The organism is Caballeronia sp. LZ062 (genome assembly GCF_031450785.1).
GTDB lineage: Bacteria > Pseudomonadota > Gammaproteobacteria > Burkholderiales > Burkholderiaceae > Caballeronia.
The window spans coordinates 1,756,279-1,772,835 of record NZ_JARTWB010000002.1; the positions used below are offsets into that span (position 1 = coordinate 1,756,279).

Annotated in this window: 13 protein-coding genes; 9 read left to right on the forward strand and 4 right to left on the reverse strand. The window is 66.4% G+C overall.

The features are described 5' to 3' along the window. The first annotated feature begins 169 nt into the window (after positions 1–169). The 9 genes from P9239_RS14300 to P9239_RS14340 all read left to right on the forward strand — a co-directional run bounded on the left by P9239_RS14300 (position 170) and on the right by P9239_RS14340 (position 11,826). Positions 170–1,549 carry an amidase gene (locus tag P9239_RS14300; RefSeq protein ID WP_309751908.1) on the forward strand — a complete coding sequence of 460 codons (1,380 nt, stop codon included), beginning with the start codon at positions 170–172 and terminating at the stop codon, positions 1,547–1,549. Between the two features lie 140 nt (positions 1,550–1,689). After that, complete coding sequence (locus tag P9239_RS14305) at positions 1,690–2,208, forward strand: disulfide bond formation protein B (RefSeq protein WP_309754056.1); 519 nt, start codon at positions 1,690–1,692, stop codon at positions 2,206–2,208. A gap of 245 nt (positions 2,209–2,453) precedes the next feature. Further along, positions 2,454–3,980 (forward strand): xanthine dehydrogenase small subunit, encoded by a 1,527-nt coding sequence (xdhA, locus tag P9239_RS14310; protein WP_309751910.1) that lies wholly within the window; start codon positions 2,454–2,456, stop codon positions 3,978–3,980. Beyond that, a complete protein-coding gene (xdhB, locus tag P9239_RS14315; protein WP_309751912.1) occupies positions 3,977–6,364 on the forward strand; it encodes a xanthine dehydrogenase molybdopterin binding subunit in 2,388 nt (795 codons plus the stop codon). Before xdhA ends, xdhB begins: the two co-directional genes overlap by 4 nt. Positions 6,365–6,410: 46 nt before the next feature. Next, positions 6,411–7,427 carry a xanthine dehydrogenase accessory protein XdhC gene (xdhC, locus tag P9239_RS14320; protein WP_309751914.1) on the forward strand — a complete coding sequence of 339 codons (1,017 nt, stop codon included), beginning with the start codon at positions 6,411–6,413 and terminating at the stop codon, positions 7,425–7,427. Positions 7,428–7,471: 44 nt separating this feature from the next. Continuing rightward, positions 7,472–8,494 carry an adenosine deaminase gene (locus P9239_RS14325; RefSeq protein ID WP_309751916.1) on the forward strand — a complete coding sequence of 341 codons (1,023 nt, stop codon included), beginning with the start codon at positions 7,472–7,474 and terminating at the stop codon, positions 8,492–8,494. A gap of 33 nt (positions 8,495–8,527) precedes the next feature. Next, positions 8,528–9,898, forward strand: a complete 1,371-nt coding sequence (locus tag P9239_RS14330; protein WP_309751918.1) for an NCS2 family permease — start codon at positions 8,528–8,530, stop codon at positions 9,896–9,898. 29 nt (positions 9,899–9,927) lie between these two features. Next, positions 9,928–11,256: a guanine deaminase gene (gene guaD, locus P9239_RS14335; RefSeq protein ID WP_309751920.1), complete on the forward strand. Its 1,329-nt coding sequence runs from the start codon at positions 9,928–9,930 to the stop codon at positions 11,254–11,256. A 129-nt stretch (positions 11,257–11,385) separates the two neighbouring features. Further along, positions 11,386–11,826: a hypothetical protein gene (locus tag P9239_RS14340; RefSeq protein ID WP_309751922.1), complete on the forward strand. Its 441-nt coding sequence runs from the start codon at positions 11,386–11,388 to the stop codon at positions 11,824–11,826. A gap of 9 nt (positions 11,827–11,835) precedes the next feature. Here P9239_RS14340 and P9239_RS14345 read toward each other — a convergent pair whose 3' ends face one another. Genes P9239_RS14345 through P9239_RS14360 form a run of 4 tightly spaced genes read right to left on the reverse strand, consistent with a single transcriptional unit; the run spans position 11,836 to position 16,541 of the window. Next, positions 11,836–12,900 (reverse strand): 2-aminoethylphosphonate aminotransferase, encoded by a 1,065-nt coding sequence (locus tag P9239_RS14345; protein WP_309751924.1) that lies wholly within the window; start codon positions 12,898–12,900, stop codon positions 11,836–11,838. Further along, complete coding sequence (aepY, locus tag P9239_RS14350) at positions 12,900–14,078, reverse strand: phosphonopyruvate decarboxylase (RefSeq protein ID WP_309751925.1); 1,179 nt, start codon at positions 14,076–14,078, stop codon at positions 12,900–12,902. Before aepY ends, P9239_RS14345 begins: the two co-directional genes overlap by 1 nt. Further along, positions 14,071–15,768, reverse strand: a complete 1,698-nt coding sequence (gene aepX / locus P9239_RS14355; protein ID WP_309751927.1) for a phosphoenolpyruvate mutase — start codon at positions 15,766–15,768, stop codon at positions 14,071–14,073. Before aepX ends, aepY begins: the two co-directional genes overlap by 8 nt. After that, positions 15,765–16,541 (reverse strand): phosphocholine cytidylyltransferase family protein, encoded by a 777-nt coding sequence (locus tag P9239_RS14360; protein WP_309751928.1) that lies wholly within the window; start codon positions 16,539–16,541, stop codon positions 15,765–15,767. The genes aepX and P9239_RS14360 overlap by 4 nt, the downstream gene beginning before the upstream one ends. Positions 16,542–16,557 lie beyond the last annotated feature (16 nt).

Genomic DNA, 16,557 nt, shown 5'->3' on the forward strand with positions numbered 1-16,557 from the left:
GAATGACAGCCACCTTGGGCGTCCGGCCGCAGTCCGCCGACGACCGCCCGCCCTTTCACCGCCGATGCGACGCGCCGCCGCGCGCACCGGACCGCCGCCGGCACGCGATGAACGAAGCCCGCCGCACGCTTCGCCCGCGCCGCCGCCGGCAACGCCACTGCTCGATGCCATGCCGACCACTTCGCCGCAGTTCGCCCCGCTAGCCCTCCTCGCCGCCGAATTGAAGTGCGGCCGCACGACGAGCCGCGCGCTCGTCGAGACCGCGCTGGAACGTATCGCCGATCCGAACGGGCAAGGCTCGACCGTTTTCCTTCAGGTCGATGCCGAGCACGCCCGCGCCGCCGCCGACGCCCACGACGCGCTGCGCCGCGCGGGCACGGTGCTTTCGCCGCTCGCGGGCATTCCCGTGTCGGTGAAAGATTTGTTCGATGTCGAAGGCCAGGTGACGCGCGCGGGATCGCGCGTGCTGGCGAACGCGGAGCCCGCCCGCGCCGACGCCGTCACGGTCGCGCGCCTGCGCCGCGCGGGCGCGGTCATCGTCGGACGCACGAACATGAGCGAGTTCGCGTTTTCGGGGCTCGGGCTCAATCCGCACTATGGGACGCCGCGCTCACCATACCGGGCGAACGTGCCGGACGACACGCGCATTGCGGGCGGATCGTCGTCGGGCGCGGCGGCATCGGTTGCGGACGGCATGGCCGCCGTCGCGCTCGGCACCGATACGGGCGGGTCGCTGCGCATTCCCGCCGCGTTCTGCGGCCTGACCGGCTTCAAGCCGACCGCGAGCCGCATTCCGAAGCAAGGCGGCGTGCCGCTTTCCAAGACGCTCGATTCGTTCGGGCCGATCGGCGCGACGGTCGCTTGCTGCGCGCTCGTCGACCGCATTCTCGCGGGGCGCGAGCCGGAGGTGCCCGCCACGCGCCCGCTCGACGGCGTGCGTCTCGGCGTGCTCACGAATTACGTCACGGACGGTGTGGAAGCGCCCGTCGCGCAAGCCGTGCAAGCGGCGGTCGATCATCTTGCGGCGGCGGGCGCGCTGGTGGAGGACGTGCGCTTCGCGCCGCTCGACCGTCTGCCGGAAATCAACCGTTTCGGGCTCGTGGCCATCGAAGCCTACGCGTGGCATCGCAAGCTGATTGCCGAGCACGCCGGCCAATACGATCCGCGCGTGCTCGCGCGTCTGATGCGCGCGGAAACCGCAAGCGCCGCAGACTACATCGAACTGTGCGAAGCCCGCGCCGCGATGATCGACGCCGCGCGCACGACACTCTGGCAACGCTTTGACGCAATCCTCTGCCCGACGGTGCCCGTGCTGCCGCCGCGCATCGCCGAACTCCAGGCCGACGACGATCATTTCGCGCGCACGAACGCGCTCGTGCTGCGCAATCCGACGACCTTCAATTTTCTCGATGCCTGTGCGCTGTCGCTGCCGTGTCATCGGCGCGGCGAGGCGCCGGTCGGCCTGATGCTCGCGGGCGCGCCGAACGCCGACGACACGCTGCTCTCCATCGGCCGCGCGGTCGAAGCCGTGCTGGAAACGACGCGCTGAAGCGCCGCATCCTTCACGAAAACGCGGCTGTGTCTCGCGCCGGGCGATCGCGCTAGAATTCCTGCGCGACGCCCGCCGAATCAGGCGCTTCCTTCTCGAATCGTTGCGAAATAATGAACAACCATCTACATCAATTCACGATGCACGAGGACGACCGCGCGCTGCGCCGCGAACGGCGGCTCTTGACGCTGCTGGGCTTCGTCTGCCTCGCGCTCGTCGGCGGAGCGCTGTATCTGCAATTCTTCCGCGGTGAAGACCCGTGTCCGCTGTGCATCATCCAGCGTTATTTTTTCGTGCTGATCGCCGTGTTCGCGTTTCTCGGCGCAGGCTTCAACGGCTGGCGCGGCGTCGGGCTGCTGGAGGCGCTCGTCGCGCTTTCGGCGCTGGGCGGCCTGGCCACGGCCGCGCGGCACGTCTACATTCAGGCGAACCCCGGATTCAGCTGCGGCTTCGATGCGTTGCAGCCGGTCGTCGACAGCCTGCCGCCCGCGCGCTGGATGCCGCAAGTCTTCAAGGTGGCGGGGCTTTGTGAGACAGCTTATCCGCCGATTTTCGGGCTTTCGCTGCCGCAGTGGTCGCTCGTCGCGTTTGCGGTGATTTTCGTGCTCGTCGCCTTCAGCATTCGGTCGCGGCGCAAGGCGCGCGCGGCGGCGCTGTGAGCTTGCTTTCGGCGCGGGCGCTCACGCCCCGCGCCTCGCGCTGTTTCTCTCGCATTTCACTTCCCCGCATCACCGCTTCCGCATAATCTGAATACGGTCCCGACAATATTTTCGGGATATTGCGGTGCTATGGTCGAGGCTGGATGGCGATCTACGTGCGCGCAGTCCGCTTACATGCCCGATTTTCGGGATGCAGGCGGAAACCGCGTAACGCGCGCCTGGTCCGCAATGTCCCTGCCCGGCTCATGACAACGCACACCATCCGCTTCCTGCACCGCGGCGCCGTCCGCGAAATCGCCGGCGCGCCCGCCACGCGCACCGTGCTTCAACATCTGCGCGCGAACGACTGCACCGGCACCAAAGAAGGCTGCGCCGAAGGCGACTGCGGCGCCTGCACGGTCGTCGTCGGCGAACTCGATTCAGCCGGCGAACTCGCGCTAAAGGCCGTCAACGCGTGCATCCAGCTGCTGCCGACGCTCGATTCGCGCGCGCTCTTCACCGTCGAAGACCTGCGCGGCGCGGACGGCGCGCTGCACCCGGTGCAACAGGCGCTCGTCGATTGTCACGGCTCGCAATGCGGCTTCTGCACGCCGGGCTTCGTCATGTCGCTGTGGGCGCTGTATCACGCCCATCCGCGCGATGCCGGTCCGCCCTCGCGCGATGAAATCGCCGCCGCCATTTCCGGGAACCTGTGCCGCTGCACCGGCTACCGGCCGATCATCGATGCCGCCGAGCGCATGTTCGACTACCCGCCGCCGGCTTTCGACCGCGATGCGATCCGCGACACGCTCGCCGGCTTGCGCCGCACGCAGACATTCGAGTACCGCGCGCCGGACGCACGCGGCGAAGCCTTCGGCACGCCCGCCTTCCACGCGCCCGTCAGCCGCGCCGAATTCGCCCGCCTTCGCGCAGCGAATCCGGACGCGCGGCTACTTGCCGGCAGCACGGACATCGGCCTGTGGATCACCAAGCAGTTTCGCGATCTCGGCGACATTCTCTTTATCGGCAATGTCGAGGAACTGAAGCGCATCGAGCACGACGCGCAGACGCTGACGATCGGCGCGGCCGCATCGCTCGAAGACGCGTACGCCGCGCTCACCGCCGATTATCCCGAACTCGCCGAACTCTGGACGCGTTTCGCGTCGCGGCCCATCCGGAACGCGGGCACGCTCGGCGGCAACATCGCGAACGGCTCGCCAATCGGGGATTCGATGCCCGCGCTTATCGCGCTGAACGCGGAACTCGTGCTGCAAAGAGGCGACGCGACGCGCACCATGCCGCTCGACGCGTTCTACCTCGCGTATCAGAAAACCGCGTTGCAGGCGGGCGAATTCGTCGCGGCGATCCGCGTGCCGCGCCCTGCCGCAGACTTGCGGTTCCGGACCTACAAAGTGGCCAAGCGCTACGATCAGGACATCTCCGCCGTCTGCGCGGCCTTCGCAATCCGCCTTGACGACACGCATCGTGTGACGAGCGCGCGCATCGCGTTCGGCGGCATGGCGGCGACGCCCAGGCGCGCGGCCCAAGCCGAAGCGGCGCTAACCGGCGCGCATTGGACCGACGACACCGCGCGCGTCGCGATGAGCGCGCTCGACGCCGACTATCAGCCGCTCACCGACATGCGCGCATCGAGCGCGTATCGGGCGAAGGTGGCGCGCAACCTGCTGCGGCGCTTTCATCTGGAAACGCGCGCCGACGCGCCGCTCGCGCTCGCCACAGTCAACGCGTTCGCCTACGCCGCCCATGCGTCGGTCTCCGAGGAGCAGCCATGAACAAGGCCAGCGAACCTATCGCGCTCGACGCCGCGGCCCGCCCCGCTGACGTCGACGCAGCCGGCGCCGCGCTGCCGCACGAATCGGCGGCGCTGCATGTGAGCGGCGAGGCTGTCTACACCGACGACATTCGCGAATTGCGCGGCACGCTGCACGCGGCGCTCGGGTTGTCGCGATACGCGCACGCGCGCATCGTCTCGATGAATCTCGATGCCGTGCGTGCCGCGCCCGGCGTGGTCGCCGTGCTGACCGCCGCCGATATTCGCGGCGAGAACAACTGCGGCCCCGTTATCCACGACGATCCGATCCTCGCCGCCGACGAAGTGCAGTACCTCGGGCAGCCGGTGTTCGCGGTCATCGCGAAAACGCACGATCTGGCGCGCCGCGCCGCCGCGCTCGCCAAAAGCGACGACGTCGTGCGCTACGAGCCGCTCGAAACCGTGCTCACGCCGCGCGAAGCCAAGGCGCGCAAGCAGTTCGTGCTTCCGCCGCTGCATCTGAAACGCGGCGATCCCGACGCGCGCATCGCGGGCGCGAAGCATCGCATTGCCGGGGAATTCGAGGTCGGCGGGCAGGAGCAGTTTTATCTGGAAGGCCAGGTGGCGTACGCCGTCCCGAAAGAATCGGACGGCATGCTCGTCTACAGCTCGACGCAGCACCCGAGCGAAATGCAGCAGGTCGTCGCGCACATGCTCGACTGGCCGACGCACGCGGTCGTCTGCGAATGCCGGCGCATGGGCGGCGGGTTCGGCGGCAAGGAATCGCAATCGGCGCTCTTCGCGTGCGTCGCGGCGCTCGCGGCGCACGTGCTGAAACGTCCCGTGAAGCTGCGCGCCGATCGCGACGACGACTTCATGATCACCGGCAAGCGCCACGACGCCGTCTACGAATACGAAGCGGGTTTCGACGAAGACGGGCGCATCGTCGGGGCGCGCGTCGAGATCGCGCTGAGGGCCGGCTATTCGGCGGACTTGTCGGGCGCGGTGGCGACGCGCGCCGTCTGCCACTTCGACAACGCGTATTTCTTGAGCGATGTCGATATCCGCGCGTTCTGCTGCAAGACGAACACACAGTCGAACACGGCGTTTCGCGGCTTCGGCGGGCCGCAAGGCGCGCTCGTGATGGAAGTGATGCTCGATGAAATCGCGCATCGGCTGAAGCGCGATCCGCTCGACGTGCGGCGCGCGAACTACTACCGCATCGGCGAGCGCAACGTCACGCCGTACGGTCAGACCGTCGCGGACAACGTGCTCACGCCGCTCACCGACGACCTGATCGCCTCCAGCGACTACCACGCGCGCCGCGAAGCGATCGCCGCGTTCAACGCGACGAACGACGTGCTCAAGCGCGGCATCGCGTTCACGCCGGTCAAGTTCGGCATCTCCTTCAACGTGCCGTTTCTGAATCAGGCCGGCGCGCTCGTGCATGTCTACAAGGACGGCTCGGTGCTCGTCAATCACGGCGGCACCGAAATGGGCCAGGGGCTCAACACGAAAGTCGCGCAAGTGGTGGCGAGCGTGCTCGGCATCGGACTCGCGCGCGTGCGCGTGACGGCCACCGATACGTCGAAGGTCGCGAATACGTCGGCGACGGCGGCATCGACCGGAAGCGATCTGAACGGCAAGGCGGCGGAAGCGGCGGCGCTGACCATCCGCGAGCGCCTCGCGGAACTGGCCGCGAGGCAACTCGGCGGCGCGGCGGCGGACGTGCGCTTTCACGGCGGCGTGGTCGAGGCGAACGGCGGGCAGATGCCCTTCGATCAACTGGTCGCGGCGGCGTATCTGGCGCGCGTGCAGTTGTGGTCCGACGGCTTCTACGCAACACCCAAGGTCCATTGGGACGCGAAGACGCTGACCGGCCATCCGTTCTACTACTTCGCGTACGGCGCGGCGGTATCGGAGGTCGTCGTCGATACGCTCACCGGCGAATGGAAGCTGCTGCGCGCCGACGTGCTGCACGACGCGGGGCGCTCGATCAACCCGGCCATCGACCTGGGACAAGTGGAAGGCGGCTTCATTCAGGGCATGGGCTGGCTCACGACAGAAGAGCTGTGGTGGAACCGCGACGGGCGCCTGATGACGCACGCGCCTTCCACCTACAAGATTCCCGCCGTCAACGACACGCCCGCCGCGTTCAACGTCGCGCTCTTTCGCGGCGCGGGCAACGAGAACGCCGAGCCGACCATCTTCCGCTCGAAGGCGGTCGGCGAGCCGCCGCTCCTGCTGGCGTTTTCGGTGCTGCTCGCCATTCGTGCGGCCATCGCGGGCACGGCGCCCGACGCGCCCGAAGCGCCCAAGCTGCGCGCGCCCGCCACGCCCGAAGCGATTCTCGATGCGCTCGCTTCTCTCGCCGCCGAGGCTCAGTCCGCCGCCCCGGTAAACTAGCGCCTGCGACGACGCAATAACCCGATCCTCTCCCGGAGCCTCATCCATGCAAGTTTGGCTGAACGACCTGCAACACCTGCTCGCGCACGGCGACGCCGTCGTGCTCGTGACGGTCGCGCGTGTCGAAGGCTCCGCGCCGCGCGAGCCGGGCACGAAGATGATCGTCACGCGCGAGGACGCCCGCTACACCATCGGCGGCGGCCATCTCGAATGGAAGGCGATCGAAACCGCCCGGCAAGTGCTGAAGGACGGCATGCGCAGCCCGCGCATGAGGCGGCTCGAGCGTTTCGCGCTCGGCCCGAGCCTCGGCCAGTGCTGCGGCGGCGCGGTCGTGCTCGCGTTCGAGCGGCTCGACGTATCGGACCTCAACTGGGTGACTTCGCTCGCCAAACGCACGGCAGCCGGGCTTTCGACGGTGCGCAGCGTCTCCTTCGCGCCGATGCCCGACGCCGTGATGCTGTCCGATCCCGAGCCGGGCGCCGACACCACCGACTGCCTGTTGTGGGACGGCGCGGGCTTCGACGAGAGCGGCGCGCTGCTCACCGAAACCATCGCGCCGCGCGACTTTCAGGTCGTGCTGTTCGGCGCGGGTCACGTGGGCGCGGCGCTCGTGCGCGTGCTCGCCACGCTGCCCTGTCACGTACGATGGGTCGATGAGCGCGACGCCGCGTTCCCGGCCCCGCAGTTCGTGCCGGACAACGTGACGATCGAGCCGAACGACGCGCCCGACGAGGCCGTCGACAACGCGCCGCCGGGCACGTACTTCATCGTGATGACGCACAACCATGCGGTGGATCTCGTCCTGGCCGAACGCATTCTCGCGCGCGGCGACTTCGCGTTCTTCGGCATGATCGGCTCGCACACGAAGCGCCGGCAGTTCGAGCACCGGCTCGCCGCGCGCGGCATCGACCCGGCGCGCATCGCGAAGATGGTGTGTCCGATCGGCATCGACGGCATCGTCGATAAAGCGCCCGAAGTCATTGCCGTCGCGGCAGCCGCCCAGCTGCTGCAGGCCGTGGAAGCGCGTGCCGAGCTTTCCACGTCGTCGCAACAGACCGCTTGACCCCGAGCGGAAGCCCCTAGCATCGACATAAGAACCCCAAGCCCATGAATCCCACACTCGCCGACAAGATCGCGCGCGCGCCGAAGGCGGAGCTGCACATTCACATAGAAGGCTCACTCGAGCCGGAACTGATCTTCGCGCTTGCCGAACGCAACGGCGTGAAGCTCGCATATGACTCCATCGACGCGCTGCGCGCCGCGTACGCGTTCACCGACCTGCAGTCGTTCCTCGACATTTACTACGCGGGCGCGAGCGTCTTGCTGCATGAAGCCGATTTCTACGACATGACGATGGCCTACGTCGAGCGCGCGCTCGCCGACCACGTCACGCACGCGGAAATCTTCTTCGATCCGCAAACGCATACGGAGCGCGGCGTCGCCATCGAAACGGTCGTCGCGGGCATCGAGCGCGCGCTTGCCGAAGGCGAGAAGCGCGGCCTCACGTCGAAACTGATTCTCTGCTTCCTGCGTCATCTCTCCGAGGAAGACGCGCTCGCCACGTACGAAAGCGCGCTGCCGCTCTTCGACCAGTACGCGCACCGGCTGATCGGCGTCGGGCTGGATTCGTCGGAACGCGGGCATCCGCCGTCGAAATTCGAGCGCGTCTTCGCCAAGGCGCGTGAGCGCGGGCTGAAGCTCGTCGCCCATGCGGGCGAGGAAGGCCCGCCCGCGTATGTCTACGAGGCGCTGGATGTGCTCAAGGTGGATCGCGTCGATCACGGTGTGCGCAGCATCGAGGACGCCGCGCTCGTCGCACGTCTCGCGGATGCGCGCATCGCGCTGACCGTGTGCCCGCTCTCGAACATCAAGCTCTGCGTGTTCGACGACATGACCAAGCACACGCTGAAAGACCTGCTGGATCAGGGCGTCGCGGTGATGATCAATTCCGACGATCCCGCGTATTTCGGCGGCTACGTCAACGCGAACTACTTCGCTATCGTCGATGCGCTGAAGCTGTCGGACAAGGAGGTCTACACGCTGTTGAAGAACAGCCTGGAAGCCTCGTTCGTCACCGACGACGAACGCGCCACAATGGTCGCGCGCCTCGATGCGTACTGGAAGCAGTAAAGCCAAGCACTAACCGTACTAAACGCAATAAAGATGGATACCACAGCAACAACCCAACGCGACACCACCGCCCTCGAACGATTCTTCGGCATTCGCGCGGCGGGCTCGCGCACGAAGACCGAAATCGTCGCGGGCATCACCACGTTCCTCACGGCGATGTACATCATCGTCGTCAATCCCGGCATTCTTTCGCAGGCCGGCGTGCCGTTTCCGGCGGCGCTCACGGCAACCGTCATCGTCAGCTTTCTCGGCAGCTGCGCGATGGGCCTCTACGCGCGCAATCCCGTGCTGGTCGCGCCCGGCATGGGCATGAACGCGCTCTTCGCCTTCGTGATGGTCCACGGCGGCAAGATGCCGTGGCAGACGGCGCTCGGCTGCGTGTTCTGGGCCGGCGTGATCTTCGCGGTGCTCGCGGTGTTCAACGCGCGCAAGCTCGTCGTGGATGCGATTCCCGCGAACCTGCGCCATGCGGTGTCGTGCGGCATCGGCTTGTTTATTAGCCTGATCGGGCTCGTGAACGCGAAGTTCGTCGTCGGCGATCCGGTGACCATCGTGCACTCGGCATCGCTCAATCCGGTCGTCATCACGTTCCTGATCGGCCTTGCCGTCACGACGATCCTGGTCGCGCGCAAGGTGACCGGCGCGCTGATGCTCGGCATCGTGTTCACGACGATCATCGCCATTCCGATCGGCCGCGTCTGGGGCGACGGCACCGCGTACTGGCCCGCCGCCATCGCCACGAAAACGCTGGTGAACTGGAACGGCCTGTTCTCCGCGCCGGACTTCTCGGGCATCTGGCAACTGGACCTCACGGGCGCGCTGAAAGTGGTTTACTGGCCGTTCATCTTCGTGATGCTCTTCACGTCGTTCTTCGACGCGCTTTCCACTTTCATGGCGATCTCGGAGGCCGGCAAGCTCTTCGACGCGAACGGCAACCCGCGCAACATTCGCCAGTCGATGATGGTGGACGCGTTCTCCGCGCTGGTTTCCGCGCCGCTCGGCACGAGTCCCGCGAACGCCTATATCGAATCGGCAGCGGGCATTTCGGCGGGCGGGCGCACCGGGCTCGTCGCCGTCGTCGCGGGCCTGTGCTTCCTGCCGTTCCTGTTTCTCTCGCCGCTCCTCTCGCTCGTTCCGGCAATCGCGACCGCGCCCGCGCTCGTGCTCGTCGGCGTGTTCATGATGGAAGCGATCACGCAGATCGAATGGCATCGCTTCGATGAAGCCATTCCCGCGTTCCTCGCGATGATCCTGATCCCGCTGACCTACTCGATCACCGACGGCGTCGCGTACGGCTTTCTCGCGTTCGTCGTGCTCAAGTCGGCGACGGGGCGCTTCAAGGAGATCAAGCCGGCGATGTGGATCATCGCGGCCTTCTCGCTCGTATTGCTTTCGCAGCTGTAGACATCACTAGAAATCGGAGACGTTGCACCATGACTCAGACCGCCTACCGCGCCCAGTTGCTCACCTTCCGCGAAGACCCCGCGCTTGCCGCCGACGGCGCGGTGTACGAGGCCGACGGCCTTCTGATCGTCGAGGACGGCAAAGTGGTCGCGGCGGGCGCGTATGCGTCGCTGCGCGACACGCTCGGCGCGGACGCGATCGTTCACACCATGCGCGACAAGCTGATCGTGCCGGGCTTCATCGACTCGCATATTCACTTTCCGCAGACGGACATGATCGCGTCGCCCGCGCCGGGTCTTCTGCCGTGGCTCGACACGTACACGTTTCCGACCGAGCGCGGCTTCGAGAACCCGGCCGTCGCGCGCGAGACGGCGAGCTTTTTCCTCGATGAACTGCTCGCGTGCGGCACGACCACGGCGCTCGTCTACTGCACCGTGCACAAGCAATCCGCCGATGCGTTCTTTACCGAGAGCGAGGCGCGCAATCTGCGCATGGTGGCGGGCAAGGTGCTGATGGACCGCAACTGCCCCGAATTCCTGCGCGACACGGCGCAATCGGGATATGACGACAGCGCCGAGCTCATCGCGCGCTGGCATGGCCGCGGGCGTCAGCATTACGCGCTGACGCCGCGCTTCGCGCCGACATCGACCGAAGCGCAGTTGGAAGCGTGCGGCGCGCTCGCGCAGCAGCATCACGACGTGTTCATTCAGACGCACGTCGCGGAGAACACCGACGAGATCAAGTGGGTCGAGAGCCTTTTTCCGGGGCATCGCAGCTATCTCGACGTCTACGATCACTACGGCCTCCTGCGGCGGCGCGCGGTGTATGGCCACTGCATCCATCTCGACGATACCGACCGGCAGCGCATGGCCGAAACGGGCGCGGTGGCGTCGCATTGTCCGACGTCGAACCTGTTTCTCGGCAGCGGTTTGTTCGATTTCGAGAAAGCTGGCGCGTCGAAGATGCCCGTGGCGCTCGCGACGGACGTCGGCGGCGGCACGTCGTTTTCCATGCTCCAGACGATGAACGAAGCGCACAAGGTTGCGCGTCTGACGGGGCATCACTTAAGCGCGACACGCATGTTCTGGCTCGCGACGACGGGCGCGGCGCAAGTGCTCGAACTCGACGACAAGATCGGCACGCTCGCGCCCGGCAGCGAAGCGGATTTCGTCGTGCTCGACCCGGCCGCGACGCCGCTGCTCGCGCGGCGCACGGCGCGTGTGGAGTCGCTTGAAGAACTGCTGTTCGCGTTTGCGCTGCTCGGCGACGACCGCGCCGTGTTCGAAACCTACGCGGCAGGCAAGCGTGTGCACGAGCGCGAGCGGCGCAACCCGGCGGCGCTGGAACTGGCGGCCTGAGTGTCGATTAAGCGCCCTTCCGACGAAGGGCGTTTTTCTTTGCGATGTGGATCGAGCGCGCTCATCCGAGCACAATTTTTGCGCGCTCGCTAAAGTGCAAGCTTTCGTCCGTCACCGTGAAGACTCCCTATGAAGGCCGACGCGCTTCTATTACGCCTAGCCGCATCACTCGCACTCGCCGCGCTGGCCACGCCGTCACATGCGCGCGCAATCGAAGCGCAGCTCGATTGCCGCTCCACCGCGCACGATTTCATCGCGCCGCTTCAGCAAGACGGGTTGATCGAGAAGAAGCCGATGCGCGTGGAGCCGAACTCGGTCAACGCGTTCAAGGCGGTCAAAGGCGCGGTGCTGACCGCGTACGGTTTCAAGGTGTATGCGGTCGTCGGCTACCAGAAGGACGATCCGATCTTCAAACAGGGCAACGGTGAGCCGATTGCGGATTCGGCTTACGGCGTGGTCGTCTGGGCCAGCGACGACGCCGTGCAGGAGAAGGTCGACGCAGCGGGCAGCGACGCGGACGTGCACCACGTCGCGCCCTTCATCACGGCGATTTTCTGCAAAGGTCCTTGAGGCTTACGCTTAACGCAGCAGTTCCGCGACGGACGCAACGAGGCGGTCCATGTCGCTGGCGTCGAGCGCGCCCATCGTCGAGATGCGGAAGAGCGTCTTGGACAAGCCGCCCTGCCCCGCGTAGATCACGAAGCCCTTGGCCTTCAACGCATCGTGCAGCGTTTCGTAGCTGATGCCCGCCGGCAGCCGATACGCGCGCAACACGACCGACGATTCGTCCGCCGGCAATGCGCTTTCGATGCCGAGCGCCGCAAAGCCCGCGCGCACTTGCTCCGCGAGCGCCGCATAACGCGCGTGACGCTTACGCCAGCCGCCTTCGTCCTCGAATTCGCGCAACGCCTCGACGAGCGCGTAGTACGCATGCACGGACGGCGTGAACGGCGTGTTGCGCGCGTCCTGCAGCTTGGCAAGCCGCGCGATGCCGAGGTAGTACGTGCGGCTCGCGGCCTTCGCCAGCGCGTCGCGCCGCACGATCACGAATGCCGCGCCCGGCACGCCGTGCAGGCACTTGTTGGCGGTCGCCGCGACTGCGACGATGCCGCCGCCGTCGAAGTCGATTGCTTCCGCGCCGAAGCTGCTCACGCCATCGACCAGCAAGCCGACGCCGCGTTCGGCGCACGCCCGCGAGAGCGCGTACAGCGGATTCAGGCGGCCGGTCGTCGTCTCGTGATGGATGATCGCGACGTGCGAGAACGCTTTCTCGTCGATCAATTTGACGATCGCGTCGGTGTTCGGCGCCTGCATCCATTCGTACTTCAGCACTTCATGCTCGATGCCGTATTGCGTCGCGATCTGCGCGATGCGGTCGCCATACACGCCGTTTTCCACGACGAGCAGCCGCCCGCCTTCCGGCACGAGGCCCGCGATCATGCTTTCGACGGCAGCCGTGCCGGAGCCGGTCATCAGCACCGCTGTCCACTTCGCGGGATCGAGCGCGTAGGCGGCGACGAGCCGCGCTCTCGCTTCGTCCTGCAAGTCGAAGAACTCCGGCTCGCGATGGCACATGTCTGTCTGCAACAGGCTGTTGCGCACGCGTTCGGTGAGCGTGACGGGACCGGGATTGAGCAGCAGCATCAGCGTTCTCCGATGTGTCGTTGCAGGCGCGCGCGCACGTCTTCCGGCGTGATCTTCGGGCGCGGCAGGTCGGCGGGCGTGCCGGTGCGGATCGACAGGCGCGCGAAGCGTGCGCCTTCGGGCGCTTGCGCATCGATGAGGCGGTCGATCACGCCGATGTCGTCGCCGTCGAGCGCGAGCGCGTAGCCGCACGCCGCCGCGATCGACGCGAAATCGACGCCGCGCGACACGGTCGCCTGTCCGCCGGTCGATTCGTGCGCGCCGTTGTCGAGCAACAGGTGGATCAGATTGGACGGGCCGTACGCGCCGAGCGTCGAAAACGCGCCCATGCGCATGAGCGCGGCGCCGTCGCCGTCGAGCGCGACGACGGTCAGGTCCGGTCGCGACAGCGCGAGGCCGAGCGCCATCGGCGTCACGCAGCCCATGGAGCCGACGAGATACAGCTGATTCTCGCGGTCGTCGATAGCGTACAGTTCGCGGCCACAGAAGCCGGTCGATGCCAGGACGACCGTCGAATCCTTCGGCGTGCGTGCGATCACGCGCTCCAGCGCGGCATGACGTGTCACGCGCTCGCCTTCGAATCGGTCGACCGGCGCGGCGGCTTCGGCGGAGCGCACGCCCGACAGCCCGGTCTTCTTCAGCTCGTATGGCGCAACGCTGCCCTTCTGCATGACGAGCGCATACGGACGGCCCGTGCGGTCCATGTAGTCGGTCGCGCGATCAAGCGCCGGGCCGATGGCGTCCGCTTCCGTCGGGAAAAGCTCCCACGGAATCTCCATCGTGTCGAGCATCTGCGGCGTGATCGGGCCCATCAGCGCGTGCTGCGGCTCGTCTGCGACGCCCGGCTGGCCGCGCCACGTCACGATCAGAAGCTGCGGCAGGCGAAACGTCCACGTGAGCGAGGTCAGCGGGCTCACCGCGTTGCCGAGCCCGGAGTTTTGCATCATCGCGATGCCGCGACGTTTGCGCTCGCTGTTCCGCGTGCCGCTTCCTGCACCAAGCGCGACGCCCGCAATCAGCGCGACCGCATCGCCTTCGTTCGCCGCCGACACGTAGTGCAGCGATTCGTCCTGCAGCACGTAGTTGATGAACGGCGTGAGAAAGGAGCACGGCACGCCCGCGTACCAGTCGAAGCCGCGCGCGCGCGCCGCCTCGACGAACTGGGCGGCCTCAATCACGCGCGTTCTCCAGACCTTCGGAGCCGATCGGCGTTTGACCGTGCGCGAAGTCGCCCGCGCGGCGGAAGTCGTCCAGGTCGTTCACGCCGCGCCAGTGGCCGTGCACGTACTGCACTTCGATCTTTTCGCCCGCCGCGACGAGCGCGTTCAGGAGCGCTGCCATGTCGAGCGTGTCGAAGTCGGGGCGCTGCTGAAGCTGCGCGAGCACCGCGAGCAGGCGATCACGTGCACTGCTGCGCACATTGATGAGACCCATCCAGCGGCCCTGCGGCGCGCGGCCTTCGGTCAGACCGTGTCCCGCGCCGACCACGCTTTCCAGCCACACTTTCTGGCCGAAGAGCGCGCGGTCATCCGGTTGCGAGCAGTAAGCGAAGTCGGTCGCGGACGCGCCCGATTGCGGCGTCTGCGACGAATCGACGACGACGCAGAAGTCGCTCGGCGATTCGACGAGATCGCGCAGGATGTAGCTGCGGAACAGCAAATCGCCGTAGGAGAGCACCGTGTCGCCGGTGATGTGCTTCGCGGCGCACGCGAGCGATGCCAGTTCGCCCGTCGACGCGTGCTTGTCGTTGACGACGAGCCGCACGCCCGACGTATCGATCGCATCGGCACGGTAGCCACCGACCACGGTGATGTCGTTGATGCCTTCCTTTTTGAACGCCTCGACGAGATGGCGCAAAAGCGGCTTGCCCGCGACCGGCAGCATCACTTTCGGACGATCCGCCGTCACGGCTTCGAGACCCGCGCCGCGGCTCGCCGCCAGCACGACCGCGCTGCGCTTTTCGTTGGCCGCCGTCAGATAGATGTTCTCTGCCGCCGAGTATTCGTCGGCGTCTTGCAGGCGGAAAATCTCGTTCACCGTCGCGATGCGGTCTTCAACATTGACGAGCGTTTCGCTGTCGTGGATTTCCTTCGCGATGGCCTGCATCGCCGACACCGCGCCGCGAATCAGATGGTTCGCCCAGATCACGCAGCTGATGCCCGCCTGACGGAACGCGTCGGTCGGCGTGCTGTAGTACTTCGTCGGCACGATCACGAGCGGACCGCGCCCGGCCCATTCGCGCGCGAAGGTCAGGATTTCGTCGGGCTTCGAGAGCTTGCTGTGGATCAGGATCGCGTCTGCGCCCGCCTGGCGATATGCCTCGGCGCGCTTGAGCGCCTCTTCCATGCCCCAACCGGCGATCAGCGCCTCGACGCGCGCCACGATCGAAAAGTTAGGATCGCTCTGCGAATCCTTGCCTGCCTTGATCTTTCCGCAGAACTCGTCCATGTCGGCGAGCGGCTGCGCTTCGCCGTTGATGAAGCTGTTGGTCTTCGGGAACTGCTTGTCCTCGATGCACACGCCCGCGATGCCGCGCTGCTCCAGCTTCTTCACGAGCCGGCGCACGTTGTTGAAGTTGCCGTAGCCGGTGTCGCCGTCGAGCAGAATGGGCAAGTCACTCGCGTCGGCCATGAATTCGAGGTTATCGACGACCTGCGTCCAGCTTGCTTCGTTGTTGTCGCGCACGCCGAACTGCGCGGAGATCGACAGGCCCGAGCCCCAGATCGCCTTGAAACCGGCTTCCTTCGCGATGCGCGCGGAGATGCCGTTGTGCGCTTCCATCAGGAATTCGAGGCGGTTGCTTTGCAGCATCTCGCGCAGACGCATGGTGCGCGAGTAGCCGACGGGAATGGTTCCGGGTGCGTTCATTGTTGGGATGCTCCTGCAAACTCACGTAGCGGTTGCAACTGCGGCAGCACTTCGTCGGCTGCGCGCGTTACATCGTTCTGAAAGTCGATTTCGATCCACGGCGCGCCGGTGACATCGGCGATATCGAACACGTGGGCTTTTTCCAACAGCAGGTCGCGCACCGCTTCTTCATGCGGCATCTTCGCGCGGCCCGTCTCGACGTAATGCGCGACGATCTCGGCAAGACGCGCGGCCGTCTTCTCGTCGAAGCGGAAGAAGCCGACCGATTCGCCGATGGTGTCGTACGTGAGGCCCGCCGCGACCTGCTTGCGCAGTTCCACCGGCACGCCGTTCTCGACGCACAGCTTCACCGGCTCGTCGCCGGCTTCGAAGTCGCGGTCGATAAGCAGGCGGTTCACGGCGCCGCCAGCGACCAGCGGTTCGATGATGCGCTCATCGTAGAGCACGTCGGCATCCATCAGCAGCACGTCGCCGCCGCGCGTCATGGCTTCGCGCGCCGTGTGAACCGACAACACGCTGCCGAGCGTGAATTCCTCGTTCACGACGATTTCCGTCTTCGGCTTCCAGTCGATCGACGCCAGTTCCGCCTCGATCTGTTCGTGCTTGAAGCCGGTCACGAAGACGATTTCATCGACGCCCGCGCCCTTCAGATAATGAAGATGGCGTTCGAGAAGCGACGCGTCGCCGAAGCGCAGCAGGCACTTCGGCTTTTGCTGGCCCTCGGGCTGAACGAGACGAAGTCCCATCCCGGCCGCAAGAATGATTGCGCGCATGGTTGTTGTTCCCTTC

Excerpts from the sequence above, each read along its gene's own strand:
- P9239_RS14300 (WP_309751908.1), top strand. The coding sequence starts at position 170 with ATGCCGACCACTTCGCCGCAGTTCGCCCCGCTAGCCCTCCTCGCCGCC.
- P9239_RS14305 (WP_309754056.1), top strand. The coding sequence starts at position 1,690 with ATGCACGAGGACGACCGCGCGCTGCGCCGCGAACGGCGGCTCTTGACG.
- xdhA (WP_309751910.1), top strand. The coding sequence starts at position 2,454 with ATGACAACGCACACCATCCGCTTCCTGCACCGCGGCGCCGTCCGCGAA.
- xdhB (WP_309751912.1), top strand. The coding sequence starts at position 3,977 with ATGAACAAGGCCAGCGAACCTATCGCGCTCGACGCCGCGGCCCGCCCC.
- xdhC (WP_309751914.1), top strand. The coding sequence starts at position 6,411 with ATGCAAGTTTGGCTGAACGACCTGCAACACCTGCTCGCGCACGGCGAC.
- P9239_RS14325 (WP_309751916.1), top strand. The coding sequence starts at position 7,472 with ATGAATCCCACACTCGCCGACAAGATCGCGCGCGCGCCGAAGGCGGAG.
- P9239_RS14330 (WP_309751918.1), top strand. The coding sequence starts at position 8,528 with ATGGATACCACAGCAACAACCCAACGCGACACCACCGCCCTCGAACGA.
- guaD (WP_309751920.1), top strand. The coding sequence starts at position 9,928 with ATGACTCAGACCGCCTACCGCGCCCAGTTGCTCACCTTCCGCGAAGAC.
- P9239_RS14340 (WP_309751922.1), top strand. The coding sequence starts at position 11,386 with ATGAAGGCCGACGCGCTTCTATTACGCCTAGCCGCATCACTCGCACTC.
- P9239_RS14345 (WP_309751924.1), bottom strand. The coding sequence starts at position 12,900 with ATGCTGCTGCTCAATCCCGGTCCCGTCACGCTCACCGAACGCGTGCGC.
- aepX (WP_309751927.1), bottom strand. The coding sequence starts at position 15,768 with ATGAACGCACCCGGAACCATTCCCGTCGGCTACTCGCGCACCATGCGT.
- P9239_RS14360 (WP_309751928.1), bottom strand. The coding sequence starts at position 16,541 with ATGCGCGCAATCATTCTTGCGGCCGGGATGGGACTTCGTCTCGTTCAG.